20 protein-coding genes and 1 tRNA gene are annotated in these 25,638 nt (G+C 55.4%); 14 read left to right on the top strand and 7 right to left on the bottom strand.

Features of this window, described 5'->3' with window-relative positions:
- Positions 1-88 precede the first annotated feature (88 nt).
- From ABWV79_RS03940 to ABWV79_RS03915, 6 genes are all read left to right on the top strand, one after another.
- A complete protein-coding gene (locus tag ABWV79_RS03940; protein WP_108861800.1) occupies positions 89-1,294 on the top strand; it encodes a tyrosine-type recombinase/integrase in 1,206 nt (401 codons plus the stop codon).
- Positions 1,287-2,306 carry a hypothetical protein gene (locus tag ABWV79_RS03935; RefSeq protein WP_353390535.1) on the top strand — a complete coding sequence of 340 codons (1,020 nt, stop codon included), beginning with the start codon at positions 1,287-1,289 and terminating at the stop codon, positions 2,304-2,306. The genes ABWV79_RS03940 and ABWV79_RS03935 overlap by 8 nt, the downstream gene beginning before the upstream one ends.
- 116 nt (positions 2,307-2,422) lie before the next feature.
- A complete protein-coding gene (locus ABWV79_RS03930) occupies positions 2,423-2,623 on the top strand; it encodes a helix-turn-helix transcriptional regulator (RefSeq protein ID WP_170753919.1) in 201 nt (66 codons plus the stop codon).
- A 60-nt stretch (positions 2,624-2,683) separates the two neighbouring features.
- On the top strand, positions 2,684-3,100 hold the full coding sequence (locus tag ABWV79_RS03925) for a helix-turn-helix transcriptional regulator (protein WP_353390533.1): 417 nt from the start codon (positions 2,684-2,686) through the stop codon (positions 3,098-3,100).
- A gap of 429 nt (positions 3,101-3,529) precedes the next feature.
- Complete coding sequence (locus ABWV79_RS03920) at positions 3,530-4,531, top strand: adenylate/guanylate cyclase domain-containing protein (RefSeq protein WP_353390532.1); 1,002 nt, start codon at positions 3,530-3,532, stop codon at positions 4,529-4,531.
- A gap of 272 nt (positions 4,532-4,803) precedes the next feature.
- Positions 4,804-5,163: a group I truncated hemoglobin gene (locus tag ABWV79_RS03915; RefSeq protein ID WP_170782782.1), complete on the top strand. Its 360-nt coding sequence runs from the start codon at positions 4,804-4,806 to the stop codon at positions 5,161-5,163.
- A 114-nt stretch (positions 5,164-5,277) separates the two neighbouring features.
- Here ABWV79_RS03915 and ABWV79_RS03910 read toward each other — a convergent pair whose 3' ends face one another.
- Positions 5,278-6,204, bottom strand: a complete 927-nt coding sequence (locus ABWV79_RS03910; protein ID WP_353390530.1) for a DMT family transporter — start codon at positions 6,202-6,204, stop codon at positions 5,278-5,280.
- 1,127 nt (positions 6,205-7,331) lie between these two features.
- On the opposite strand from ABWV79_RS03910, the gene ABWV79_RS03905 reads away from it, so the two are divergent.
- Positions 7,332-7,417, top strand: a tRNA-Leu gene (locus ABWV79_RS03905).
- Between the two features lie 336 nt (positions 7,418-7,753).
- On the opposite strand, the gene ABWV79_RS03900 is transcribed toward ABWV79_RS03905, so the two are convergent.
- Together ABWV79_RS03900 and ABWV79_RS03895 are read right to left on the bottom strand one after the other, a co-directional pair.
- On the bottom strand, positions 7,754-8,251 hold the full coding sequence (locus ABWV79_RS03900) for a hypothetical protein (protein ID WP_170752270.1): 498 nt from the start codon (positions 8,249-8,251) through the stop codon (positions 7,754-7,756).
- Positions 8,244-8,984 (bottom strand): helix-turn-helix transcriptional regulator, encoded by a 741-nt coding sequence (locus ABWV79_RS03895; RefSeq protein WP_353390529.1) that lies wholly within the window; start codon positions 8,982-8,984, stop codon positions 8,244-8,246. Before ABWV79_RS03895 ends, ABWV79_RS03900 begins: the two co-directional genes overlap by 8 nt.
- A 599-nt stretch (positions 8,985-9,583) precedes the next feature.
- Between ABWV79_RS03895 and ABWV79_RS03890 the strand changes: the two genes are divergently transcribed.
- The 5 genes from ABWV79_RS03890 to ABWV79_RS03870 all read left to right on the top strand — a co-directional run bounded on the left by ABWV79_RS03890 (position 9,584) and on the right by ABWV79_RS03870 (position 18,194).
- Positions 9,584-12,043, top strand: coding sequence for a beta strand repeat-containing protein (locus tag ABWV79_RS03890; protein WP_170752272.1), 2,460 nt, complete (start codon positions 9,584-9,586; stop codon positions 12,041-12,043).
- A 139-nt stretch (positions 12,044-12,182) separates the two neighbouring features.
- A complete protein-coding gene (locus ABWV79_RS03885; protein ID WP_353390528.1) occupies positions 12,183-14,120 on the top strand; it encodes a type I secretion protein in 1,938 nt (645 codons plus the stop codon).
- A 179-nt stretch (positions 14,121-14,299) separates the two neighbouring features.
- Entirely contained in the window at positions 14,300-16,384 is a 2,085-nt protein-coding gene (locus ABWV79_RS03880) for a type I secretion system permease/ATPase (protein ID WP_502949848.1), read from the top strand.
- Positions 16,384-17,736 carry an HlyD family type I secretion periplasmic adaptor subunit gene (locus tag ABWV79_RS03875; RefSeq protein WP_353390526.1) on the top strand — a complete coding sequence of 451 codons (1,353 nt, stop codon included), beginning with the start codon at positions 16,384-16,386 and terminating at the stop codon, positions 17,734-17,736. Before ABWV79_RS03880 ends, ABWV79_RS03875 begins: the two co-directional genes overlap by 1 nt.
- A gap of 80 nt (positions 17,737-17,816) precedes the next feature.
- The gene (locus ABWV79_RS03870; protein ID WP_353390525.1) at positions 17,817-18,194 is read left to right on the top strand and encodes a rhodanese-like domain-containing protein; all 378 of its coding nucleotides are present in this window, start codon (positions 17,817-17,819) and stop codon (positions 18,192-18,194) included.
- A 75-nt stretch (positions 18,195-18,269) separates the two neighbouring features.
- On the opposite strand, the gene ABWV79_RS03865 is transcribed toward ABWV79_RS03870, so the two are convergent.
- Positions 18,270-19,028, bottom strand: a complete 759-nt coding sequence (locus ABWV79_RS03865) for an alpha/beta fold hydrolase (protein ID WP_353390524.1) — start codon at positions 19,026-19,028, stop codon at positions 18,270-18,272.
- 91 nt (positions 19,029-19,119) lie between these two features.
- On the opposite strand from ABWV79_RS03865, the gene ABWV79_RS03860 reads away from it, so the two are divergent.
- Entirely contained in the window at positions 19,120-19,494 is a 375-nt protein-coding gene (locus ABWV79_RS03860) for a hypothetical protein (protein WP_353390522.1), read from the top strand.
- 48 nt (positions 19,495-19,542) lie between these two features.
- Here ABWV79_RS03860 and glyA read toward each other — a convergent pair whose 3' ends face one another.
- Positions 19,543-20,838, bottom strand: a complete 1,296-nt coding sequence (gene glyA, locus ABWV79_RS03855; RefSeq protein ID WP_353390521.1) for a serine hydroxymethyltransferase — start codon at positions 20,836-20,838, stop codon at positions 19,543-19,545.
- 166 nt (positions 20,839-21,004) lie between these two features.
- Here glyA and ABWV79_RS03850 point away from each other — a divergent pair, with 166 nt between their 5' ends.
- Complete coding sequence (locus ABWV79_RS03850) at positions 21,005-21,766, top strand: NAD kinase (RefSeq protein ID WP_234899338.1); 762 nt, start codon at positions 21,005-21,007, stop codon at positions 21,764-21,766.
- A gap of 259 nt (positions 21,767-22,025) precedes the next feature.
- Here the strand turns inward: ABWV79_RS03850 and ABWV79_RS03845 are convergent, their stop codons facing one another.
- Positions 22,026-23,465, bottom strand: coding sequence for an amidase family protein (locus tag ABWV79_RS03845; RefSeq protein ID WP_353390520.1), 1,440 nt, complete (start codon positions 23,463-23,465; stop codon positions 22,026-22,028).
- 81 nt (positions 23,466-23,546) lie between these two features.
- Positions 23,547-25,439, bottom strand: a complete 1,893-nt coding sequence (gene prpE / locus ABWV79_RS03840) for a propionate-CoA ligase PrpE (RefSeq protein ID WP_170354722.1) — start codon at positions 25,437-25,439, stop codon at positions 23,547-23,549.
- Positions 25,440-25,638: the final 199 nt, after the last annotated feature.

Raw genomic sequence — 25,638 nt, 5'->3', positions numbered from 1 at the left:
TGTTGTCCTGCCACGTGCGCTGTAATCTGCCCCCAAATGGGGTACCAAATTGGGGTACGTGCCACACGGTGACTGGAAGGTACCCCCAATGCCTGTTTTGAGCGACGCACGGATTCGGGCTCTGAAACCTAGGGAGAAGCCCTACAAGCAGGCCGATTTTGACGGGCTTTATTTGCTGGTGAAGCCGAACGGTTCGAAACTCTGGCGCTTCAAGTATCGTTGGTTCCAAAAGGAAAAGCTGCTGGCGCTGGGCAAGTATCCAGAAGTGACACTGGCCGATGCGCGACGGAAACGGGACGACGCCCGCAGCCTGATCGCAAATGGCGAAGATCCTTCCAGCGTGCGCAAAGACAAAAAAGCCAGAGAAGAGGCAGAGAACAACGCTACCTTCTCCAAGTTGGCGGCAGAACTGCTGGAAAAGAAGCGCAGCGAAGGCCGTGCCGAAGCAACGCTGACAAAGACCGCCTGGTTTCACCGGCTACTTTCCGCAGACATCGGGAAAATGCCGATCACGCAAATAACAGCACGGGATATTCTGGTTCCGCTGCAGAAGATGGAAAAAAAGGGCAATCACGAAACCGCCGTACGGATGCGGTCTGCTGCCGGGGCCGTCTTTCGCTATGCCATCGCCCTGGGACTCGCGGATAACGATCCGACCTATGGTTTGAAGGATGCCCTGATCAGGCCCCAAGTACAGCACCGCGCGGCAATCACTGATCCGGCGCAGGTCGGTGCATTGCTCCGGGCTATCGACGGGTTTGCTGGTCAAAGAACTACGCGCCTCGCGTTGCAACTGCTCGCATTGACTGCCCTGCGCCCCGGAGAGTTGCGAATGGCGGAGTGGGATGAGATCGACGAGGCCAGAATGGCGTGGACCGTTCCGGCACATCGCGCCAAGATGCGGCGGCCTCACACAATACCGCTTTCCCGCCAAACCTTCGATCACTTGAAGGAACTGCGCGACCTGACGGGTTGGGGCAAGTTGCTCTTTCCATCGGTGCGTTCATCCAAGCGCTGCATGAGCGACAATACTTTGAATGCCGCGCTGCGCCGCATGGGATACGAGAAGGACGAGATGACGGCGCATGGCTTTCGGGCAATGTTTTCCACACTGGCCAATGAGTCCGGCCGCTGGCATCCGGACGCCATTGAGCGAGCCCTCGCCCATGTGGAAAAGAACGAAATCCGCCGGGCATATGCACGCGGAACACACTGGGATGAGCGAGTTGATTTGACACAGTGGTGGGCAGATCAACTTGATAAGATGAAGAAGGAAAAACTGGGACATGATTGAATGTGAACAAGCCCCGGTAAAACCTACCGAACAATTGATCCAAGCTTGGGTCTATCAGAGCAGTTGGTCCCTCAAAGACGCGGTCCTACTTGCGTTGGGCATTTCGCCGGATGATGCCGGAGCCGCAAAGGAGCTGGATGACCACAGTGCGCTACTAACTAGAACGAAGCGGTCGGGTGAACGATTTGGCGCGCCTGTTTTTTGGCTTTGGTGGGCAGAGCGCAACAACCTACCGTTCCATGCAGATTGGTGGCTAGCCATCACACCGGAACGCCCGATCGTATTTGACGGTCAGCATTTTGCGCATCGAAGGAAGGAAATTCTTTCCCCTGAATACGCTGGGCAGGAACGGATTCTGATCGGGGAATGGATCCGAAAACCTTATTGGACAGCCCGCGAGGCAATCGATTTGTCGCTGAACTTTAAGCCATTCCGCACAGAAAGCTGGCGCGGTAACGCCCCGGAAACCGGAGAGACGATACGTGAGCGTGACGACAGGTTCCTGATATTGGAAAGGGCGTTAGAGATCGGGGAAATCAGTGAGAAGGCGCCTGCAAAGGACTATCTGCTTTGGCTGGCGAAAAGGGGGTATTATGTGTCCTTAGCGTGGCGGCGTGCTGTGGGGATGCCGCCTCACGATGGCCAGCATCCGGATACCGTTGCCGAGAATGCGGAAATCATCGCGGAGAACGAAAAACTTCGAGATATGCTGCGAGCGAAAGATGAGCGCCTGTCTGCTTTGGACGCAAAGCTTGAGGCCTCTTCCTCCCCCGAAAACAGCCGGGCGCAAAAGTCTGCAAGCACTACACGGATCGCAACGCTTCAAAAAGCCCTCATTGCATGCGCAGTGGACGGTCACAGTTATACGCCCATCCAAAAACGCTCTGACGTGCCGAAGCAGATTGCGGACAAAGCTGCTGAACTTGGCTGCGGGGTGGATCAGCAAACGGTTCGTAGGCTTCTAAAGGAGGCAAGTGAATTGCACGTCAACAGCAACTATTGGAGCGACTGAACCCTTAAAAATATAATTCACATCGTGGATCCACGATCGGACTTCGTGGATAATCGCTGCACAAGACCGGACCTCGTCAGCCTTGGACCATCTGTAACAAACATAGATGGACTACGATGCAATTTGACGATCTTCCCAACGAAGCGCTGCTGCGCGAAAAGCAGATCCTGCACCCTCACGGTCCCGTGCCTGTATCCCGTTCGACGTGGTGGGCAGGCGTCCGTGCTGGGCGCTTCCCTCAGCCTGTACGTCTCGGGCCTCGCACAACAGCTTGGCGTGTTGGTGATATCCGCGAACTCTTGCGGGAGGGCGCTTAATGCACCAGCTCCCGAACCTTTCTCTTTCCCATAACTGGGCATCTCTGAATGGGGGTGCCGATGGCTAAATTCAGCTACAATTCTGCTATAGGGGATCTGTTCGCAGATCCCTCTACTGCCGGTTCGCAACCGCCTGCGTATGACACCAATCAAGGCGGGGTTCAGACTCAAGTTCAGCTTCATTCCAATCCGCCCGCTCTGACGCCAGTGCAGGTTGCTGCATTGGAGGCGATAGAAGCTGAAAACCTCGGCGAAGACGAACGTTATCTCAAAGACGTTGAAGTGGCCAAACGCTTCGGCATCGCTCGCCAAACAGTTTGGAAACGCGTGGAGCTTGGCGTTCTACCCGCACCGATCAAGCTGCCTCCAAACAGCAGTCGCTGGCGCCTATCCAGTCTGCTGTCGTTTGAGAAAAAACTGGCTGAAGCATCACGCCAAACCAAAAAGAAAAATCGCAAGTCGGGGCGCGAAATATGACACGGGCCCACTACAAGGTGAAGGTCTGCCAAGACCAAGTCTATTCGGTAGATGAACTGTGTAAAATCTACAATGTTCGCCGCAATGCCATCACCGACTGGATGAAATCCGGCCTGCGGAAATCAGACGATCTGCGTCCTTTTATTTTTCGTGGGGCTGAGCTGCAACGCTACCACAATGGCCAGAAGCGCAAACCGCTCGCTAAACTGAAACAGGGTGAGTTCAATTGTTTGAGCTGCGGCAGCGCATGTTATCCCGCTCCACAGTCGATCTCGCTGATGACAACCTCCAGTCATAGGTACATGGCGGTGGGCGTCTGCGCTACCTGCGATGCCCAGGTAACAAAGTTACTGAAAGCGTCAGAATACGACAGAATAGAAAAATGCCTTATGTCGGGTACCAGCCTGGCTCTGATAGACGAAAGTAATTGTGAGATCCCAGCTGATACCGGGAATAAACCCGGCTTTCGCGAGACGGTTTGGTACCCTGAAATCAAATATTCAGGAAGTTGCCGAACTCGAAACAGCGATTGCAAGTATGAAAGCTGGAGTGTCGAGTTTCGGTGCGTTCGTACCAAAGGAGCTGGTGCGCTCTATCCTTTCAAAAGCAGAGAGAATTAGCGTTGGGGGAGAGTCGCGCGACGTTACCCTGATGTTCGCCGACCTTAAAGGGTTTACGCGCCAGACCGAGGGACTTGAACCAGAAGTTCTGATGCCTGCTTTGTCCGAGTATTTCGAAGCAATGGAAAAAGAGATATCTGGTAATCAGGGTACAGTGGATAAGTACATTGGAGATGCCATTATGGCTCTATGGAACGCTCCGCTCGATGATGCTGATCACCCTGTTCACGCTTGCCGAGCAGCTTTGGCGTGTTTGCAGGCTGAGGCGAGTCTCAATTCTGATAATGGAGCGTTACCGTTGCGTCCGTTGCAAACACGTTTCGGCCTACACACAGGTCGCGTAGTTGTCGGCAACGTTGGGTCTCTTTCGAGATTGCAATACACAGCACTGGGTGCTGCCGTAAATTTTGCTTCCAGACTGGAGGGGTTGAACAAAGTTTACGGTACAAGGATTCTCGTGTCGTCAGATGTGGCCGTTCATGTCGAGAGCATGTTTTTGCTGCGCGAAGTTGACCATGTTGTGCCTGCCGGAACTAGTTTTCCTAGTCGTATCTTTGAACTAATCGCGGAAAAAGATGATGAGAGTGGCTTTCTGGCAAGCGTAGCCAAGAAACGCGAACTCGAAGAATGGCGTGTATGCTATGACTTGTATCAGTCTGGAAAATGGGCCGATGCATTAGAAGCCCTCCAGACGCATCGAGAAATTGCAACTAACAAGCTTGTTGTAGATGTCTTTATCGAACGTTGCAGCCGTTTCGCGTTTAAACCACCGGCCGCTTGGGATGGCGTTTACCGTTTCGAGAAGAAATGAATTTGCAGCGCATGAAACAACCATCCTGATGGGTCTCAGGCCAATGATGCGCTTACAATCAAAATGGGCCGGTCAAATCCGACTAACCAAAAAACGGACATTGCTTCAGGTAACGGCGTTCGTCGGTTGTGAGCTCAAAAAAGACATCGCATTTGGTGATGGATTCCGATGAAAAAAATCGCCTAAATGCTATAGATTTGGCGCCAATCAGTGCGGCATGCTAGCATTCGCAAGAGATCGAGGTTTGAGGTGAGCCAGACACGGGGGGCACCATGTCAAAGACGCTATATGAACGTCTGGGAGGAACGGATGGTATTCGGCGAATAGTCGACGTTCTGGTGGACAATCACTCTAAAAACCCAGTTGTCGCTGCACGATTTGCGGGAACTGAGATGGAGCACCTCAAACAAATGGCAGGAGACTTCTTCATAACTGGTTCTGGCGGGCCTGAGATCTATACGGGCAAGGATATGGTTGCTACGCATCGGCACATGAACATCAGCGGAGATGAGTTTGTCGCAGTTCTGGACGACGCCATGAATGCCCTAAAGGCCAACGACGTCGGCCAACGGGAACAAGAAGAGGTCTTATACATTCTATATAGCCTCAAGGACCAAGTTGTAGGTATCTGAATTTCGCCACAACCGCGTAGAGTCGGCAATCTTCAAAATCTTCAATCAAAGCTTGTTTTCCCCGCATGGTGGTCGTTCGCGAAATTTAGACCAACGTCTTCCTTGAGCCCAGTACTACCGCTTCGGTGATTTTGCGAGCACGGTAGATACGGTGCGCGTCTTTCTACTTCTTGTGATCGCGATTGCGCCCAGCACTAAGGCACATGCCAAAGCTTGAGGTAAAGAGATGGCTTCGCCAAAGGCAAGATATCCCACGGCAAACATCGTGGGCAATTCGATGCTTCCGACGACCGCCGTTTGGGAAGCCCCAATGACAGGTGAGCATATCGTGTAGATAAGCTGGGGCACGAAAGCAGTAACCAGACCAATACCAACAATGAAAAGCCAATCGGATTGTTCCCTTGGGAGAAGCTCTCCAACCTCAGCACCCAGGATGAGCGGTGCGAGGCCCAGTACAGACCCCAGAGAAACTGACGCGATGCGTGCCAACGGCGTAATCCGTGACAACCTATGTACCAGGACGCAGATTCCGAAGCCAAACCCAAATGGGGCGGCAAGGGATAGCAGCAGCGTCGGTAGATGTTCCGCAGCCACTGACGCAGGCGAGCCAGCAATGACAGCAGCCACCACAATCAGGCCAGCGGCCAACACGGCGCGTCGCGTGGGTGCATCGCCAAAAACAGCCCAAGCAATAACTAAGGTGAACACCGGATAGGTCATGTAAAGCACACCCACTGTCGATGCGGGCAGCTTCTCCAGCGCCGTTACATATCCGATCCAACCAAGCCCCATTACGGCTCCGGCGGAGAGACCCCAAATGATCTCTCGCCATTCTTTTCGGTGCCCGATGAGAACAGGAAGCAGAAGAAGAGCCGCAACAATGTATCGGTAGAATGCGACCGCATAGGGTGCAACGCCCTGATCGGTCAGGCTGCGGCTAAAGTAGGGAACCAGCCCGAAACAGATTGATGCAAAAAGAACACCAATACCCGCAAATGCGTAAGGGATGGGCGTTCGATTTCGCGCAGATGCCGTGGCCATAATCTGGAGCTATCACGCATTTGCTTCTTCGTCTTTAGAGATTCTACGAATGACTGCTTTGTCCGCACAGCGGTCACTAAAGCATGCATCTGCGATTGATCAGATTATATACTTCAATGTTCAAACCTATAAAGCTGGCTCGTTGCCAGATTGATCCCAAAGCTCGTGTCATACTAACGACTATTTTTTTTGAGGGCGTAGCTTTGTTCGAGGTCAAAATTGACTTCTAAATGGTGAATCGTCGTCGCAAGTACACTGCAAGTGCAGGCGAGGCAATTTTGCCACTGGGGGTACTATTCGGGGTATCGTATGGTATGTGTTTATGTTTTATACTTTAAAAATATATATTTACTTTGGTTTGTGTATTCCGTGTGGGGCACCACTTCCCTTGTCAACTCATTGATATACATCGGCTTCTTAAGAAAGCTGCGCAGGCAACGGACATTTCAATGCCCTACTGTTTCAAAAAGAACGGCACATACTATTCCGAACTAGGAGTGCCACAGGAACTCTCACACCACTGTGACTCACCGAAAACCACCTACTCTGTGGGGATCCGTTCGGCTTCAGTGGCAACCCAACGTGAAAGACGGGCTGCGGAACAACTGGACGAGTACGGGTCCCACTTGCGGGTTCAGAGTGTGGATCGGCCCAGGAAGCACCGTTTGAGGGTTGCCTTGGGCGGTTAAGCTGGGGAAAACCCACCGCCCGTGAGAGAGACTATGAAGCTCTCGGGCACAGTAGGCATCTATGGCTTGTTTTCAGTGCGTTGCCGACTAAGCCCCGATCAATTCCTCGTCTATGTTGCCATCCATGCATTGTAGGCGTGCTTAGTCCGTCGACCGACGATCAAGTTTGTGGTCTTCGTAAGTGGAGTTTCATCTCTAAACCGAGATTCATTTGCCGAGATGGACAGCACAAAGGGCGTTAGCAAACGAAGAGAGCGGTCTATTCGAGTGCGCAACTTGAAATTCTTTGCCTAGTCAAATCGATTCAGATTGCGAGATGTTTGAAACAATATTCTAGAGGTTGCGTTTTTTAACACTTCAGGTCGCCGAAAGCGCATTGTACTCATAGCCTTGTGGCCGTATTGAGATTTTCAGGACCGAGTTAGGCCCGACACGCTCGCCCGCGTGGTGGAATGGTAGACACAAGAGACTTAAAATCTCTGGGCCGGAAGGCCGTGCCGGTTCGAGTCCGGCCGCGGGTACCAACTTCTTAGGCGACAGCAAGATTTGCGCATGCCTCAGAATAGCCTGAGGCCTTTCGCCTCGCTGTCGTAAATCTGGGTGTCCGATGGATGGTCCTCGGCCAGCCGGTGCACTGTCGCCTGAGTGAGTTTCGTGGTCATCTTTGATCGCCGCTATAGGCCATGTTTCGATTGGATCCTGAGAGACCTCAGGACGCGCTATGAGACGACCAGTTTTGTTTTCTTGACTGCGCGGACCTTCGGCAGGTGCTATTAAGTCATAAAATGATTTAACAACAGAGACTTAAAATGCATCTCCCTAAGGCTTTCGGGCTCGATCCCAGCCATCCGCACCATTTGTCATACCGGAAAGCCAAGCTGCCCAATAAGTCGCCAGATATCGCGGTTGGCTTCGGATAATTGGGTGACAACTTTTTCAATTTCCCGCATGGCCTCGTCATCGACTGTGTCTTCACGTCCCAGTCTGATGTCGGTTTTTCGGTCAGCGATGCGCATAAGAATCGTTTTTGGATTCCCGCTGTCTGGATCGAAGGAATAGATGCAGTGATTATACCTATTCCGGATGCCAGACAGTTTAGACAGGCGGTGTGTGTGCTCGAGTATCGGGTCCCGTATTTCGGCAGGCCGCCCTTCCATTTTGGCCAGACGTTCTACAAGGTCGATGCGCGCCCTTGTTGTATTCAAGGTTAAAAAGATGATGACGGCTGTGTCTTTGGGCGTGCCAGACAGGCCGGCGATTAAATGGATCAAAAGGCTTTCGGTGTTGGTCCACATATAATTCAGCCTGCCGACAAGCAGGATGAGACGATCGAAACGGGCTTCAAAATCTTCAGTCAATTGTAGTGTGCTGCGCCTCTTGCGGGGCGACCTCAAAAAAGAACTGTGCCGCCGCGGTTCGGTTGCTGACACCGATTTTTCCCGCGACATTGTGTATATGTAACTTCACCGTATGTTCAGTGATCCCAAGATTTGATGCAATAATCTTGTTGCTTTGACCTTTTGAGACCAATCGCAACACCTGCTTTTCCCTTCGCGTCAGTTTGGAATAAAGCGGGTGCGGGTCTGTCGACTCAACCGAATGTTTCTGCGTTGGAGAGGTTGAGTTGCACACTGAGTTGGCGAGAAAACTGGGAAGATAAAGTTCTTCATGTAACAGAAGGCGAAGGATCGACCGCCACGCGTCAGGTGCAATATTCATCGGAAGGTAGCCTATGTCCCCATGTGCACCGGGATCCCAACGGTCAAATACAAACCGAGCCGCATCCTCCTTGCGATACGCAAATACGAGGCTACCTAGCCCTGCACTGTCCTTATAGTGTCGCGGACGGGCTAGAAAATCTTCTGTCAACATCTGGTCAACAATCAGAATTCTTCCGGGACCATTGTTTTCCGCGCCGTAAATTGGCAGGGACGCAATCGATTCGAAGCGATGCGTAGAGACACCAAATTCAGATTGAACACTTTCGATGGTCTGCTCTGAATAAAACAGTTCCTTGCCGATGAAATTGATTGAGAATTCTTCCAATAAATATTGACTATTCAGGGTATTATCCTGAAGCGGAATGTTCATAACCTCCCCCTTATCATTACCACGCCACACAAGCGGCGAAATCATTAACTGAACATTAGATTAATATTAACTGAATATTAACGCACTTGGGGAGATGACCATAGAAGAAAGTAGAATTTTCTTCCGTGTCCAGTCGTTCAATTGTGAAGAGTTCTAGAACTTTCGGATAGGCGTCATCGGTGCGATTTTCCAAATTAAATCTGGATATTTGCGGGAAGTAACTTGCAGGTTTTAAACCAATTTTTTGTTTCGTCTCGACTGCTCGCTGATGGCCAATCGAAATTTTTGCATTACAAAATATAGAGTTAACCGTTCTAGCGCTTACGGCTAGCTATCCAGATCACCTTACTGCTGCAACCATGATTGCACTCCAATTTGCGGAGTTGAATTTCCTATTGCGTCTGCTCATCGCGCATTTTCGCGACGTTTTTCTTCAGACGTAGTTTCGGCTTGGCCGAGAAAGGAGGGTGGGAGAGGAATCACTGAAAAGACACGCACCCATGCGCGGTTTGCGCCTGCGTGCCTCATTGTTTCAACGCGCCAGTCACCGTTTTGGAGATGAATGACGGTCCGTGCGCTCAGTAAGTGGAATTATTGATATGAGTAAACGTCAACAACCGCATAACAGCATCACTGACATTGATGAAGTTAACATCGGTACGGCATATGTTCCCGTGGACGCAGATGTTCACGTTGATGACGCCTATATTGAAGCTGATCTGACTGATCAGGACACCAATGTCGAAAATGAACAGGGTCAAGGCCAGGATCAAATCCAGGGTCAGGCGACCGTGGTCGAGAATGGACAGGGTCAGGATCAGGGACAGGGCCAGGATCAGGGACAAGGCCAAGACCAGGGTCAAGGTCAGGACCAGGGCCAGGGTCAAAGCCAGACCAATGGCAACAATGATAATTCGAACTGGGTCAACATCGACTTTGGCGATGCCGAGCCTTTGGGCCGTGACGACGATCTGGTCGACGTCGACGTATCCGGCGGGTCGTCGATCGATGATGTGATCACTGTTGGAAACGATTTCGACTACGATCCGGGCGACGATTTGAACCTGGATATTGATCTGAGTGGTGAGGGCAACGACATGTCCGCCATCAACCACCAATACGCCAATCTCAGCGACGATGATCATCTGGGATCGGCTGCGGTAACCAATACCGGTAGCTTTGACCAGAACGGCAACGCGCGCGGCGGCTCAGCGACAGCCGATGAGGGCATCAGCACGCATTCCGACGGCGGCAATTCGGGCCAAGGTGGCAGCACCCATGCGGGGAATGCCTCGGGCAATACGACTGGCGGCGATGCATACGCACTGGGTGGTCACACCGGTGATGCCGATGGTACCGGTGTCGGTGGTGACGGTGGTAACGCGGGTGATGCGTCTAATGTCGGTTTGGGCGTGGGCTTGTCTGGTGCGGAATCCAACGGCAGCAGCAGTGCAGGCGCAGGTGGTCAAGCTATCAGTGACTCGGCCGCGCATAACAGCGGCGCTTCGGTTTCCGATGGCACCAGCGTAGCCGGAGAAGGCGGTAATGCGGGATCCGTCGGCTTGGGCCTGGGCCTGGGTCTCTCAGGCGCCGAGAACGGCGGTCTGTCCAGCGGCGGAGATAACGTATCGCACGCTGGTGCGCTGGGTGCTGGTCAGGGGACCAATGACTCTGACGCAAACGGTGCAAATGGTGGCGACGGTTATGCCGACACCGATGGTGTCGCGATCAACGCCGGAAGCAGCGAGACCGAGGCCAATGACGCAGACGCCGGCAATCTGGGCCTTGGGCTTGCAGGAAGCCTGGCTGGCAGTGCGGCCGATGCGGATACCGGGAATGGCACGGGTGCAAGTGGCACTGGTGGCAACGGTAACGGCAGTGGCGGTACCGGCGGCAACGGCAACGGTGCAACCGGAACGGGCGGCAGCGGTAATGGTGCAGCTGGAACTGGCGGTGCCGGAACTGGCGGCGCGGGTACCGGTGGTGACTCGGGTCAGGTTGACGCAGCTCTGGCGGCTTTGAATCAGCAGAATGGTCTGATTGGACTGAATGCTGGTCATGCTGATGCCAGCAATGGTGGCGGAGACACAAATCACGGTAATCCTGGCACCGGTGGCGTTGGTTCGGGCGCAGTCGGCTCTGGCGGCGATGGCACAGGTGCCTTCGGTTCGGGTGGCGACGGAACTGGCGGTGGCGCCGGTGGCGGTGACGGGACCGGTGGCGTTGGTTCGGGCGGCGATGGCTCGGGCGGAATGGCAACCGGAGGTACCGCGGGTGCGACTTCTGGCGCGCAAGGCGTTGGCGATCAAACCACGACTGGCCCGAACGTCACCCAATCGCCCGGCGATGTGAACGGAACCGCGAGCCTGCCGCAGAACAACAGCGGTGACGGTGGCGCGGCCGGTAGCAACACCACCGACGGGTCGGCAACAGGTACCGGTACCGGAACCGCGACTGCCGATGGTTTCGGTGGCGGTGGCGGCGCGATCCAGCAGGATGCGATGTCCAGCGGCACAGGTGCGGGGTCTGCTGATGCAACCAACACCGCAGGCGAGGGCGGCGACTCTGGTCTGTTCTCGGTCGCGGATACGGACGGGTCTGCAGACAGTCTGGCAAGTGCCATTGCAGGGTATGGCGGTGACGCGATGTCCGACAATGACGCAACCTCGACGGGCGCGGGCAGCGCGACCGGGTCGGCCATGTCCGGCTTTGGTGGCGGCGGCGGCGCTGGTGCCGGTAACGGCGGAACCAGTGGCGACGCGATCGGCACTGCGACCTCGGGTGCGACGACCGGCGCAATGGTCAACGGCGGTGACGCTGCGGGTGCCTATTCGGGTGCTGGCGGGACCGGTGGCCATGCAGGCGAGTGGGGCTCTGGCAACGGCGGAGACGGCATTGTGAACGGCGAGTCCTATGCCTCGGCGGCTGCGGTGGTCGACACGTCGGCGTTCAACCAGTCGATTGTCATGGGCGCCAACGTTCTTGGCAACTCGGTCGACACAACCATGGTCGGTGGCTCGATGACCTCCAGCTTCGCCAGCGACGACGCCGACGCGTAACTTGCGTGGTGGCCGGGTCAGAGCTTGGGTTTCCAGGCTCTGACCACTTCTGAAAAACTGTCGGGGCCAAGGACAGATGGCCCCGACTCAACTTAACCCAAGGCAGTTGATTTTGAACGCCGCGGGAAAGGAAATTGAAATGTCGTTTGATAGTATCAGTGAGACGATTGCCCATTTCATCGGAACTTTTGATCTGACGACCGAGCAAGCTCGGTTGCGAGATCAATATCAGGAATTTACTGCTCTCAGGCGCAAGGCTGAGATGGAAGAGCTGGAAGAAGGTGCTGCCGTGAAAGTACGGGCAGACCTTAACCTTGACCCCGGAAAATACGACGCTTTGCCCTATGCGCCATCGGTTAGTCATACTGACATTCCGTTGGCTTCAAACCCGCAACCGTTGGGGCCGGTTCCCGATGGTCCATTGCAGACTGGCCCGGGTCCCGATCAAGTGCTTCCCGATACGGCGATCGCGTCGACCTCGATACCGATCTTGGTCGCGAAACCGGTTTTGATCCCCGAACTGATCGGCTCGGCTGTCACCTATGCGATTCAGACATTGGACCTGAACGACAACGACACCATCGGTCAGGGGGATTTCCGCGATGTGGACTCATTGGTGCAGCAAGGTCAGGAACTGGCTGATGTTGCGCTTTCTCTACACGCGGTATCGTCCCCATCCTTTAGCATTTCCGATTATCAGTCGATTGAGCATCTCGAATCGATTGTTGCCGAGATGCAGGCCCCGTTCGAAGCCCCGTCTGAGGATGCGACTGTCCACCAGTTCCAGGGCGAAGAAGCCATGGGAACGATTGTGAACGGTGAAAATGTCGAGGAACTTCCGGATTTTCTGGAATTGGTCCCAAGTCACCATCTTCCTGATGAAGAAGACGACAGTGACCACCCTGATTTGTTGCCAACTGAGTGGGATCAATCAGACGATGCCGATTTTGGCGATGGTCACACCGTTACCGCGGGGGGCAACCTAGCGATAAACGAGGTCGCCATTACCGTCGGTTGGGTCGATGCGCCGGTAATTGCGGTCGGTGGGCAGTCGGTCAACCTAACCGTCGTAAGCCAAGTGGCGATTGTCTCGGATGTCGACGAAGGGCCCGAGGATAGTCAAAGCAAAACCACAGTGGTTCAGTCGTCAAGTATTGCAGTGGAATCCAATGAGGCGTCCTGGCTTGATGATAATGTCTCGGAAGAGGGACAGGATCCTCTTGTCGCGATCACTTGGATTTCGGGTGATCTGTTCGTCACAAACTTCGTAAAACAAGAAATCAACGCCACTGATATCGACCATATTGAAACCCAGATCGACGCCACAACCAGCCTGTTTGTGTTGGGTGACAACGATCTGGTGAATGAGGTCAGCGTCGTTCAGCTCGGCAGCTATTACGATCTAGTTTTAATCGGCAGAGACATGGTTTCGGTGGATTTTGTCCATCAGACGATTGCGTTGGTGGATGACGATGTGGTCTCGGGGGTGATCGCCGAGGAAGACAATGACAACCTTGTCATGAACCACGTGGAACTGACGACCATTGGGGAAGACACTCATGAAGAGTTGTCGGAAACGCTGGCCGAAGTTTTACCTCTTCAGGAGATGGATACCGACGCTTTGGAAAATGCACTGCTGAACGATCCTCAATTTGCGGGGATGGAGCAGGTGCGGGTTCTTAAAATCGAAGGTGATCTGGTGCAGGTCAACGTCGTCGAACAGGTGACTACCCTGCAGGACCAGGATGATATTCACATACAAGGAGGGAATGGTGCCATCGCTTCAGCGCTGGGTGCTGGAAATGCGGTGCTGAATGCGGCGAGTATCTCGACCATCGGAGTGGACTCGGTCGTTATGGCATCGGAAGGCGAATATTCGGACGTCGTTCTGCATCAGGCGAGCCTGATTGACACCCAAGACGAAGATCTGGGTACAGAGCTGGCCAATGAAGCCATCGCGATCCTGATGCAGGAAACATCTGGACCGGGGAAGTCAGACCTTGCCCCGGGGCACAACAAACTGACGCCCTCTGAAATGGCCAGCGTGGATGATGCGCTGTCCTCAATGTTAGCTTAATTTCCCAGTTTTTTTACGAGTGAACCGAAAGTCTGAGTATGTCGAGAACGTTTTCGTCGCGTCGCTCTGTCTTTGCCAGTCCTATGGACGGCGGGGGTGGGGCCAATCCAGTCAAATCAGTTGCCGCACGAACGGCGACGGCGTCCGGCATATTGCCCGAATTACGATTAAGCGAAGACATGCGTGTGCGGCCTTTGAAAAAAGGGCCCGAAAAACCGGAAGCAAACAAAATCAGAGTGGACCCCGATCAAAGGTCCGAAACTGACGAAATTCAGAAACGCGCTGAATATTCCCTTCGGCGCGCTACGTCGCAGCCTGATCAAGGTCACAGCACTAATGGCTGCGATGCTGGGGTGGCCGATGCTGAAGGGTTCGGTCCTGAAACCGCCAGAAAGGAGACCGCGCGGGTCCCCCCCCTGTCGCGCTCCAAAGGCGGTGCGAGTATTGGCACCACTATCGAGGCCAAGGCGAACCAACCTTTGCCGTTGAAGAAAAGCGGCGGCGGAGATGGTAATGGGCCACCCCAGACCTTTCACAAACGCACCCCGCCCGAGGATTTTCAGCGTACCCTGCAAGTCTCGCTGCGTGCTATTCTGCGCAACCTTGCCTTTGTACTGGTCCTGACCTGTGCGACGAATATCCTTATTCTGGCGATCCCGATTTACCTGTTTCAGATCAGTGACCGCGTGCTGACCAGTCGATCGCTGGATACGTTGATCATGCTGACCGCGATCGTGGCTGGCGCTGTCATCTTTCAGTCGGCCTTCGATGCGGTGCGTCGATTCATGCTGATGCGTACCGCGGTCGAGGTTAATGCGCGGCTGGGTGCTCCGATCCTCAGCGCGGCCGCTCATGCTTCGTTGCATGGCACAGGGCGCGAATATCAGACATTGGGTGATCTTCAGCAGGTACGAGGTTTTCTTGTATCGGGGACTTTGATCTCGTTTCTGGACGTGCCATTTGCACCGTTGTTCATCCTTATGATCTTTCTGGTTCATCCCCAGCTGGGCATGATCGTGATCGTCACGGCGGTGTTGTTGATGGTCATTGCCCTTATCAACCAACGTATGACCGCCGGACCCTTTGCCGAGGCCAACCGGGCGCAATCCATGGCCAACCAGCATTTGGATTCGATGTCGCGCAACAGCCAGATTATAAATGCTCTGGCCATGATCCCCGAGGCCGTGCGTATTTGGGGCCGAGACACTGCGCAGTCACTGACGTGGCAAGTGCGGGCACAGGACCGGAACGTTATTTTCGCCGCTATTTCGCGAGCGGTGCGTTTGCTGACACAGATAGCCATTCTGGGGTGGGGGGCATTTCTGGCCCTGCAGGGCGAAATCACGGGCGGGATGGTGATCGCGGCGTCGATCATTGCCGGGCGGGCTTTTGCACCCATCGAAGGCTCCATCGAAGGGTGGAACGGTTTCCTGCTGACACGTGGGGCTTACGGGCGGATCAAGAACTTGCTGTCCAACTCGGCGCTTCAGTTCGAGAAACTGCGCTTGCCGCGGCCAGAAGGGCGGTTGGATGTGGAACGGCTGCTTTTTGTTCCCGGCGGCACCAAGCGCGTTGTATTGAATGGGATCAGCTTTGCGCTGAATCCGGGTGAGACTCTGGCGATCATTGGCAACTCGGGCGCGGGTAAGACCACGTTGGGTAAAACACTGGTCGGATCGATTTTGCCGACGTCCGGCAGCGTGCGTCTGGACCTGATGGATATCCGCAACTGGGATCCGCGCCAATTCGGCGAAAGCATCGGCTATCTGCCGCAGGATGTGCAGCTGTTTCCGGGCACCATCAAGGACAACATTGGCCGTATGCGCGAAGATGCAACGGACGAACAGATCCACGATGCTGCCGTTCTAGCTGATGTCCACAACATGATCGCCACGTTGCCCCAAGGGTATGAGACTGTTGTAGCCGCCGATGGCTCGCCACTGTCTGGCGGTCAAAAGCAGCGGATTGCCCTTGCGCGTGCCTTCTTTGGAAATCCGCGGCTTGTGGTTCTGGATGAGCCGAACTCGAACCTTGATGTGGCCGGAGATCAGGCGCTGGCACGGGCCATCGCTCAGGCCAAGGAAAACAAGATTACGGTCGTGGTGATCACGCAGAAGCCAACGCTGTTGAACGTGGTCGACAAGATCATGCTGCTGACGGATGGACGTGTTGCTTTGTTCGGGCAGCGCGAACAGGTGCTGCAACAATTGAACGGCCCGCGCAAACAGGCCGGGATTGAAGGCCAGCAGAAAGGGGATGCGTAATGAATGATCTCGTGCCGGTCAATAATGACCCCAAGGACCCAACTGTCTGGTACGCTGAAGTACCGCGCTCGATCAACCGATTGGTCGTAGTTGGTTTAGTCATGCTGGTCGTCTGCTTTGGCGGCTTTGGCGTCTGGTCTTTCAGCGCACCGCTAGCTGCTGCGGTGATTGCGCAGGGAAGTTTCGTGGCCACTGGTCGCAACAAGATCGTACAGCATCTTGAGGGCGGGATCATTGAAAACATCAAAGTGATTGAAGGCCAGTCGGTTCAGGCGGGGGAAGTGTTGATGACGCTGGACCAAACTTCGGCCGAGGCCAATGAACGAGAACTGTTCATTCGCAAAATCCGCTTGCAAGCCATGTCTGAACGTCTTGAGGCCGAACACAATGAGATGGATCAGTTGGAGTTTTCCGCCGAGTTGCTTTCGGCCACTGACGATGTCGAAGTCATGACCATTCTTGATGGCCAGAAAATCAGCTTCGAAGTATCCCGCAAAACCTTGCTGAATGATATCGCATTGTTGGAACGCAACATGGAGGCCCTCAGGATCAGGTCCAGCGGGTTCGAGGCGCAACTGGACAGTATGAAACGTCGCGCGGAAATCCTGCAGGAAGAATTTGAAACCAAAAAGTCTTTGTTTGACAAGGGCTTGGTTCGAAAGGGAGATTTGAACACGATCCGTCGCGTGCAGGCTGAGGCGGAGGGACAGCAGGCGAGGCTGGCGGCTGAGACGGCGGAAATCAACCAGATGTTGCTGAAGTATGACGAACAGATCACGCGGACACGTTCGGCCTATCGCGAAGCCGCGTTGGATGAGTTGGGTGTGATTGCAGCCGATCTGGAAAGTGTCCGCGAAAAGGCACGTCAGGCGCGTAGTGTTCTGGATCGTGCCGTTGTTCGCGCACCAGTCACTGGGACTGTTGTAAGGCTTCACTATCACACACCTGGGGGCGTGATCGAAACTGGCGAGCCTATTGCTGAAATCCTACCTGCCGATGCGCCCCTTATCATCGAGGCGCAAATTCCTCGAACTGAAATTGACAGTGTGGGCAAGGGCCAGAACGCTACAGTGCGTTTGGTGGCGCTGAACCAACGCACGACGCCAGTACTAAGCGGTGAGGTGTTCTATGTCTCGGCGGATGCTCTGGTCGAAGACTCGTCAGGAACGCCTCAAGAAGTATACTTGGCCCGGATTTCACTGGCCCCGGACGAGATTGACCGGGTACGGGGCTTTATCCCCACACCGGGTATGCCTGCCGAGATCATGATTCAAACCGAAGAACGCACTTTTGCGGCTTATATCGCCAAACCGGTGACGGATAGTATGTCGCGAGCCTTCCGCGAGCATTGATCACGGGTGTAGGGTCTTCAACCTACACCTTCCAGTTTTCGCATGTTATCTTGATGGGAACACCAACAGGAGAAACGCCTATGTCCTTAACCGTGAAAGAGATGATGGAAGCCGCGAACGCCGCTGTTGAACGGATAGATATGGCCCGCGCGACCGAAGTTCTGGGGCAGGGTGGTTTACTACTGGACGTACGTGATGGGGCTGAATTGCAGAAAACGGGTCGGGCTGCAGGCGCGCATCACATCTCAAGGGGGATGTTGGAGTTTCATGCCGACGATGCGTTGCAATCTCATGACCCCGAGCTGCGTAAGGATCGTCCCATTGTTCTGTATTGCGCAGCCGGAGGGCGTGCGGCGCTGGCGGGCAAGTTGTTAAAGGATATGGGATACGCGCAGGTTTATAACCTGGGTGGATTCAAAGACTGGGTTGAAGGTGGCGGCGACGTCGCGGGCTCCTGAAGCGAATGACTTGAAGCTGAATGTCAAAGGATCGACGCGGTAACAGCCGCGCCGGTCGCTTTTGCGGACTTTCTCCTAGGCGTTCAGGAAGGCCCGAACCGAAGCCTCGAATTCACGCGGTTTTTCGGCGTGCAACCAATGTCCCGCCCCGGGTATTTTGGCGAAACGCCCAGTTGGAAATAGCGCCCGGATCGCGGGGCGGTATTCGGGCAGCACATAGTCAGATTCAGCCCCGGAAAGAAACAGGGTCGGTTTGTCCCATGTGCCTGTCAGCTCGGGAAAGCCCATGATTTTCGGCATCTCGGCAGACAGAGTGTCCAGATTCAGCAACCACCGTTGACCCTTGATGTCCAGCGACTGTGTGAAAAAGCTCTGTAAGGCTTTCTCGACACCTTGTTCGGCCAGTTGCTGTTCGGCATCTGACCGACGCGTGACAGATGACAGGTCAACGGCGCGCATTGCCTCGATGAACTGGATCTGGCTATGCGTATAAGTAACGGGCGCGATGTCAGCGACCACCAGCTTGCGCAGCTTCTCGCCATGCAGCAAGGCCAGCGTCATGGCCGCCTTGCCGCCCATCGAATGACCGAGCACATCCGCCTGTCCACCAAAATGATCGATCACCTCTGCCAGGTCATCGGCCATGCTCGGGTAGTCATGTTGTGTCGTCCACTTACTGTTGGAGTGGTTTCTCATGTCGACGGCCACGACCTGTCGCTCATCAGACAGTCTGCGTGCAATGACACCCCAGTTTCGACCCGAGCCATATAGCCCATGGGCAATCAGCAAAGGCGGGTTTGAAGTCGGTTCACCATGGATGATCGTGTTCAGCATGTCCGTGTGATACCTGTCGTGCCGACAAACAGCCAGCCCCATTGTGGCGCGTGTCCGGCCCGGATACAGTGCCGCGGCAGGAGGTCCCGATATGGCGCAAAACCCCGACATCCAAACTCAAATCGCGCAGACCGTGCAGTTGTTGCGCGACAAGTTGGGTGTGCAGGACAAGACTCTGACGGCCTCGGTCAGAAAAGCCAAACGTCAATTGCCCCGGCGCATTTACAAACAGGCGCTGCTTTTGGCCGATGCCGAGCAGATGGCGGCCCATCCCAAGCTGAGGCTAGTGCTGGATACGCCCAAACTGGCCCGCGCGTCAGAAGAGGTGCAGGATCATCTGACCGGCATCAATCTGGCCGACCGCAGGCTGGGCTGGTTTCTGGGAATGCTGGGTGGGTTGGCTTTCAACTTGTTGGCCCTGTCGGTTCTGCTGCTTGTGTTTCTGCGGTGGCAGGGCTTCATATGAAAAACGGCGCCGCTGGGGCGCCGTTCAACTTTTTGATATCCTGACATTCTACAGGTTCGGATAGATCGGGAAGCGCGCGCACAGTTCGGCCACTTCAGCCTTGACCTTGGCTTCGACCGCGCCGTTACCTTCTTCGCCATTAGCGGCCAGACCGTCGACCACTTCGATGATCCAATCCGCGATCTGGCGGAACTCGACCTCACCAAACCCACGAGTGGTTCCTGCGGGCGAGCCCAGGCGAATGCCCGACGTGATGGTTGGCTTTTCGGGGTCGAACGGAACGCCGTTCTTGTTGCAGGTGATGTGCGCACGACCCAAGGCTTTCTCGGTCGCGTTGCCCTTAACGCCTTTGGGGCGCAGGTCGACCAGAACCACATGGGTGTCGGTGCCATGTGTAACCGTGTCCAGACCGCCTTTGATCAGCTGGTCCGACAGCGCCTGCGCGTTGTTCACGACCTGTTGGATGTAGGTTTTGAACTCGGGGCGCAGCGCCTCACCAAAGGCGACAGCTTTACCAGCGATGACGTGCATCAGCGGGCCGCCCTGAATGCCGGGGAAGATGGCCGAGTTCACTTTCTTGGCGATAGCCTCGTCATTGGTCAGGATCATGCCACCGCGGGGACCGCGCAGGGTCTTGTGGGTGGTGGTGGTGGCCACATGCGCATGCGGGAAGGGGCTCGGATGCTCGCCTGCTGCAACCAGACCTGCGAAATGTGCCATGTCCACATGAAGGTAAGCGCCGACCATATCGGCGATCTCGCGCATGCGGGCAAAGTCGATCTGGCGCGGGATGGCCGAGCCACCTGCGATGATCAGCTTGGGCTGGTGCTCTTTCGCAAGCGCCTCGACCTGGTCATAGTCCAGCATGTTGTCCTGCTGGCGTACACCGTATTGAACAGCCTTGAACCACTTGCCGGACTGGTTCGGGGCCGCGCCGTGGGTCAGGTGGCCACCTGCGTCCAGGCTCATGCCCAGAATGGTGTCGCCGGGTTGGATCAGCGCCTGGAACACACCCTGGTTGGCTTGGCTGCCCGAGTTCGGCTGAACGTTGGCAAATCCGCAACCAAACAGTTCTTTGGCGCGATCGATGGCCAGATTTTCGGCGACATCAACGAACTGACAACCGCCATAATAACGACGACCCGGATAGCCTTCGGCATATTTGTTGGTCATCACCGAACCCTGCGCTTCCATCACCGCGGCAGACACGATGTTCTCGGATGCGATCAGTTCGATCTCGTCGCGCTGACGTCCCAGCTCGGATGTAATCGAGCCGAACAGCTCGGGATCACGGTCAGCGAGGGATTGGGTGAAAAATCCGGTATCACGAAGATTGGCGTTCATGGGGGCTCCACATACTGGGGGGTAATTTGCGGATTTCCTATCGGAAACTGGCCAGCGGCAAAAGGCTTAAAGCGACGATTTGGCCGACTGCGGCGTCAAGACTGGCCTATCGGGGAAAGGTATGGTTGTTTCGGAACCAAATGTGCAGCACCGGAAACCGCAACAGATGATTCAGAGAATCGCTTTTCTTGCCAGCGACGCGAAAGTGGCACAAACCGCGCGCGACACGCTGGTCAGGCGTTATGGCAACGCAGCGCCGCGTGATGCAGACGTGGTCGTTGCGCTGGGCGGCGATGGCTTCATGCTGCACACGCTGCACAACATGCAGCATCTGGATACGCCTGTTTACGGCATGAACCGTGGCACCATCGGATTTCTGATGAACGAGTTTCATGAGACTGACCTGATGGAACGCCTTGATGTAGCGATAGAAGAGGTCATCAATCCACTGGCCATGCGCGCGATGGACCAGTCCGGCAAGATGCATGAGGCGCTTGCGATCAACGAGGTATCCCTGCTGCGGGCCGGTCCGCAGGCCGCACGGCTCAAGATCAGTGTGGACGGGCGGGTTCGCATGGACGAGTTGGTCTGTGATGGGGCGCTGTTGTCTACGCCTGCGGGGTCCACGGCCTATAATTACTCGGCCCATGGTCCGATTCTGCCGATTGGGTCCGATGTTCTGGCCCTGACCGCGATCGCCGCGTTTCGCCCGCGCAGGTGGCGGGGTGCTTTGTTGCCCAAGATCGCCAAGGTTCGGTTTGATGTGCTGGACGCGGATAAACGCCCGGTCATGGCCGACGCCGATTCTATCTCGTTCCCGGATATCGACTGGGTCGAGATCAGGTCCGAGCCTTCGATCCAGCATCGCATCCTTTTCGACCCCGGTCATGGACTGGAAGAACGGCTGATCTCGGAGCAATTCACCTGATTTTGCATGTCGATGGCAGATTTTTCGCTCTTTTGTGAACCAGTTCACAGGAGATTGATTAACCATGGATTAATGTGAACTTGCCCGGAGACACATCAACGGCGGGAGTGAGTGGCCGCCAACGGTGTTTTCGAAATGAACGCGCAGTTTTCGCGCTGGCAAGGGTAGGTGGTGCTACGCTTGTTATCGGATCTCCGGGCATATTTTAGAAAGTGGGCCCCGGGTACAAAACCCCGGGGTCAATTTCTTTTGGCAGGGGTCAGTTGACCTGATCCATCCTTTCCCACAGCGGTAGGCACATCTGTCCTACACGTGCTTCGATCGCGGCGGCAGCATCTACAGCCATATCTTCGCGCCAACGCGCGGCAGCAATCTGGACGTTTATCGGTTGTGGCCCGTTTGGTAGATCGGCCAGACGCGCTGGAACACTGGCGGCGGGAAGGCCAAGGAAATTCATCGCGTAGGAATAGACCGCGCAGCCCAGAACTTCGTGGACGCCTTCGGGGCCTTCGGTGTCACGGTCGGGGCCGAAAAAGGGTTGCGGCAGAAACGGTGACAGAATCAGCGGATAATCCAGCATGAATAGTGCCCATTCCCGCGCGTACTGTGTTCGCCTGGCCAACATACCGATCAACTCGGCTCCGGTGATGGGCGGAAATTCCTGGAAGTATACTTCAAAGATATCGCGGATGGTTTGCGATCCGGCGGCCTCGATGTCTGTTTTCAACAAGGTCAGAACTTCACCCATCAACGCGCGATACCCACCGCGCGCGCATTCGAACACGTCGGGTATGTTCACCTCTTGCACGTCATACCCCGCGTCCATCAGCGCGTCACGGGCGGTGTCCAGCGCTTTGTCGACCTCGGGGTGTAAATCATAGCCGTAGGTGTTCTTGGTAAAGGCAACCTTGATGGGCCCGTCGGTCTTTTCTCCGCGCCACGACATGGCAACATGAAACGGATCGCGGGGATCAGCCGCGATCAGGCTGGGCATCGACAGGTGCAAATCCGCAGCCGAACGGGTGATCAGCCCTTGCACTGACATGGATTGCGCCAGCAAGCCACGCTCAACCTTTTGACTTGGGTTAAACGCGGGTACGCGGCCCAGACCTGGCTTCACGGTCACCGCACCGTTGGCGGCCGCTGGAAACCGCAGGCTGCCGCCGATATCATTGCCATGCGCCAAGGCCCCGATCCCCGCCATCACCGCCGCACCGGCACCACCCGAAGATCCACCCGGCGAGATATGCCGTCCCCACGGGTTATACGTGCGGCCGTGCAGTTCGTTATCCGTGTCGGCACGAAACGAGAATTCGGGTGTATTGGTACGGCCGATCACAATAGCACCTGCGTTTTGCAGATTTCTGACGACCGGGGCATCATCGGGTGCAATCACATCCTTTAAAGCAACGACGCCGTTCGTGGTTGCATGCCCTCTTTGATCGATGTTGATCTTGATGGTGACAGGCACGCCGTGCAGTGGGCCGGGTTCCGCGCCCCCGGCGACTGCATTGTCCAGTTCACGCGCATGGCTGACGGCCTCGGTACTGAGGTCTTCGACGACGGCATTGAGGTCGGGATTGACCTGATGCATCCTGTCGATCGAGGATTTTATGGCGTCTTCCGCGCTGATCTCGCCCTTGCGGGTCAGGTTCGTCAGGTCGGTGGCGTTTAGACGCCATAAGTCACGTAATGTCATGGGGCCTCACTGTCTTAGTCAGACTGTAGAGGCCCCAAGGCGGGTTGCAAGGGCAGGGGTGCAGCAGCGCTGCACTGTGCTCTATTTCTGGGCGTAGCCGAGTGTTTTCAGGGCGTCTGTGATCTCATCCAGAATGGCCGGATCGTCGATGGTTGCGGGCGTTTTGTAGTCCTTGCTGTCGGCAATCGACACCATCGTCCCGCGCAAGATCTTGCCCGACCGCGTCTTGGGCAGGCGATCCACCACAACAGCCTGTTTGAAGGCTGCGACCGGGCCGATCTTGTCGCGCACCAGCTTGACCACATCCTGCACGACCTCACCGTGGTCACGATCACAACCTGCATTCAGGCATAGGAAGCCAACCGGCATCTGGCCCTTCAACTGATCGGTTACGCCGATCACGGCGCATTCCGCTACGTCGGGGTGAGAGGCCAGAACCTCTTCCATACCGCCAGTAGACAGGCGGTGACCCGCGACGTTGATCACGTCATCGGTGCGGGCCATGATGTATAGGTACCCGTCCTCATCGATCATGCCCGCGTCGCCGGTTTCATAGTAGCCGGGGAAATGCTCAAGATATGCGCTTTTGAACCGTTCTTCAGCATTCCACAGTGTTGGCAAAGTGCCGGGGGGAAGGGGAAGCTTTACTGCGATTGCGCCCAGCTCTCCGGCTTTCATGGGGTGGCCGCCTTCGTCCAGGATCTGCACGTCATAACCAGGCATAGGCTTGGCGGGTGACCCAAGTTTGATCGGCAGTTCCTCGATCCCAAGCGGGTTTCCTGCGATGGGCCAGCCGGTTTCAGTTTGCCACCAATGATCGATCACCGGCACTTTCAGTGCATCCTGCGCCCAGACGATCGTGTCCGGGTCAGCCCGCTCACCGGCCAGGTAAAGCGCGCCCAAATGGGACATATCGTAATTGTTGATCAGTTCACCTTGCGGGTCCTCGCGTTTGACCGCACGGATCGCTGTTGGTGCGGTGAAAAAGCTTTTGACCTTGTGTTCGGAAATAACGCGCCAGAACGTGCCGGCGTCGGGTGTGCCCACCGGCTTGCCTTCGAACACGATCGTGGTGTTTCCGTGGATCAAAGGCGCGTAACAAATGTAAGAGTGACCCACGACCCATCCCACGTCGGATGCTGCCCAGAACACGTCACCGGGGTCCACATTGTAGATATTCTTCATCGTCCAGTTCAGCGCCACCAAATGGCCTGCGGTGGGGCGAACGACACCTTTGGGCGCACCTGTCGTGCCCGAGGTGTAGAGGATATAGGCCGGGTCGTTGCCGGCGACCGGAACACACTCGGCCGGTTCGACACCGTATTGGAAGCCATGCCAGTTGAAGTCGCGACCTTCAATCAGTTGTGCAACCTCTTGCTCGCGTTGGAAAATAACGCAGAAATCGGGTTTGTGCTCGGCCAAATCGATGGCCCCGTCCAATAGGGGTTTGTAGTGGACAACGCGCCCGGGCTCCATCCCGCACGAGGCGGCGATGATTGCTTTGGGCTTTGCATCGTCGATCCGAACAGCCAACTCGTTGCTGGCAAAGCCTCCAAAGACCACCGAATGTACGGCCCCAAGACGGGCGCAGGCCAGCATGGCCTCCAACGCTTCGGGGATCATGGGCATGTAGATAATGACCCGGTCGCCTTTTTCCACACCCTTGGCCCGCAATGCACCGGCCAGCATCGCGACGCGATTGCGCAGCTCAACATACGAGATCTCGCGCTTGGTGTGGGTGATAGGGCTGTCGTAGATTATTGCCGTTTGCTCGGCGCGGCCGTTTTCCACGTGGCGATCCACGGCGTTCCAGCATGTGTTGACTTGGGCGTCCGAGAACCATTCGTAGATCGGAGCATTGTCGTCGAACAGGGCTTTGGTCGGTGGACGAACCCAGTCGATGCTTTTGGCGGCCTCCATCCAAAATTCGTCCGGGTTGGATTTCCAGCTGTCGAAAACGTCCTGGTAAGCCACGATGATCTCCTCCGATAGTTCAGTGCGCTTTGTGTAAAGTGGCCGAAGGGTAACGGACAAGCGACGCTTAAGTCGGAGCGTCACTTTATCGCAAAATATTTGCATATCTTTGGGAGTTGAGGTGCAAATTTTTGCAAATGCACTTTTTGGACGCAGTATGGTGGGTATCGTGGGGAATTTTTGCAAAGTTGCAAAGAGG

Source organism: Ruegeria sp. HU-ET01832, assembly GCF_040371315.1.
Lineage (GTDB): Bacteria > Pseudomonadota > Alphaproteobacteria > Rhodobacterales > Rhodobacteraceae > Ruegeria > Ruegeria lacuscaerulensis_A.
This window is presented reverse-complemented; position numbering and strand designations above follow the sequence as displayed.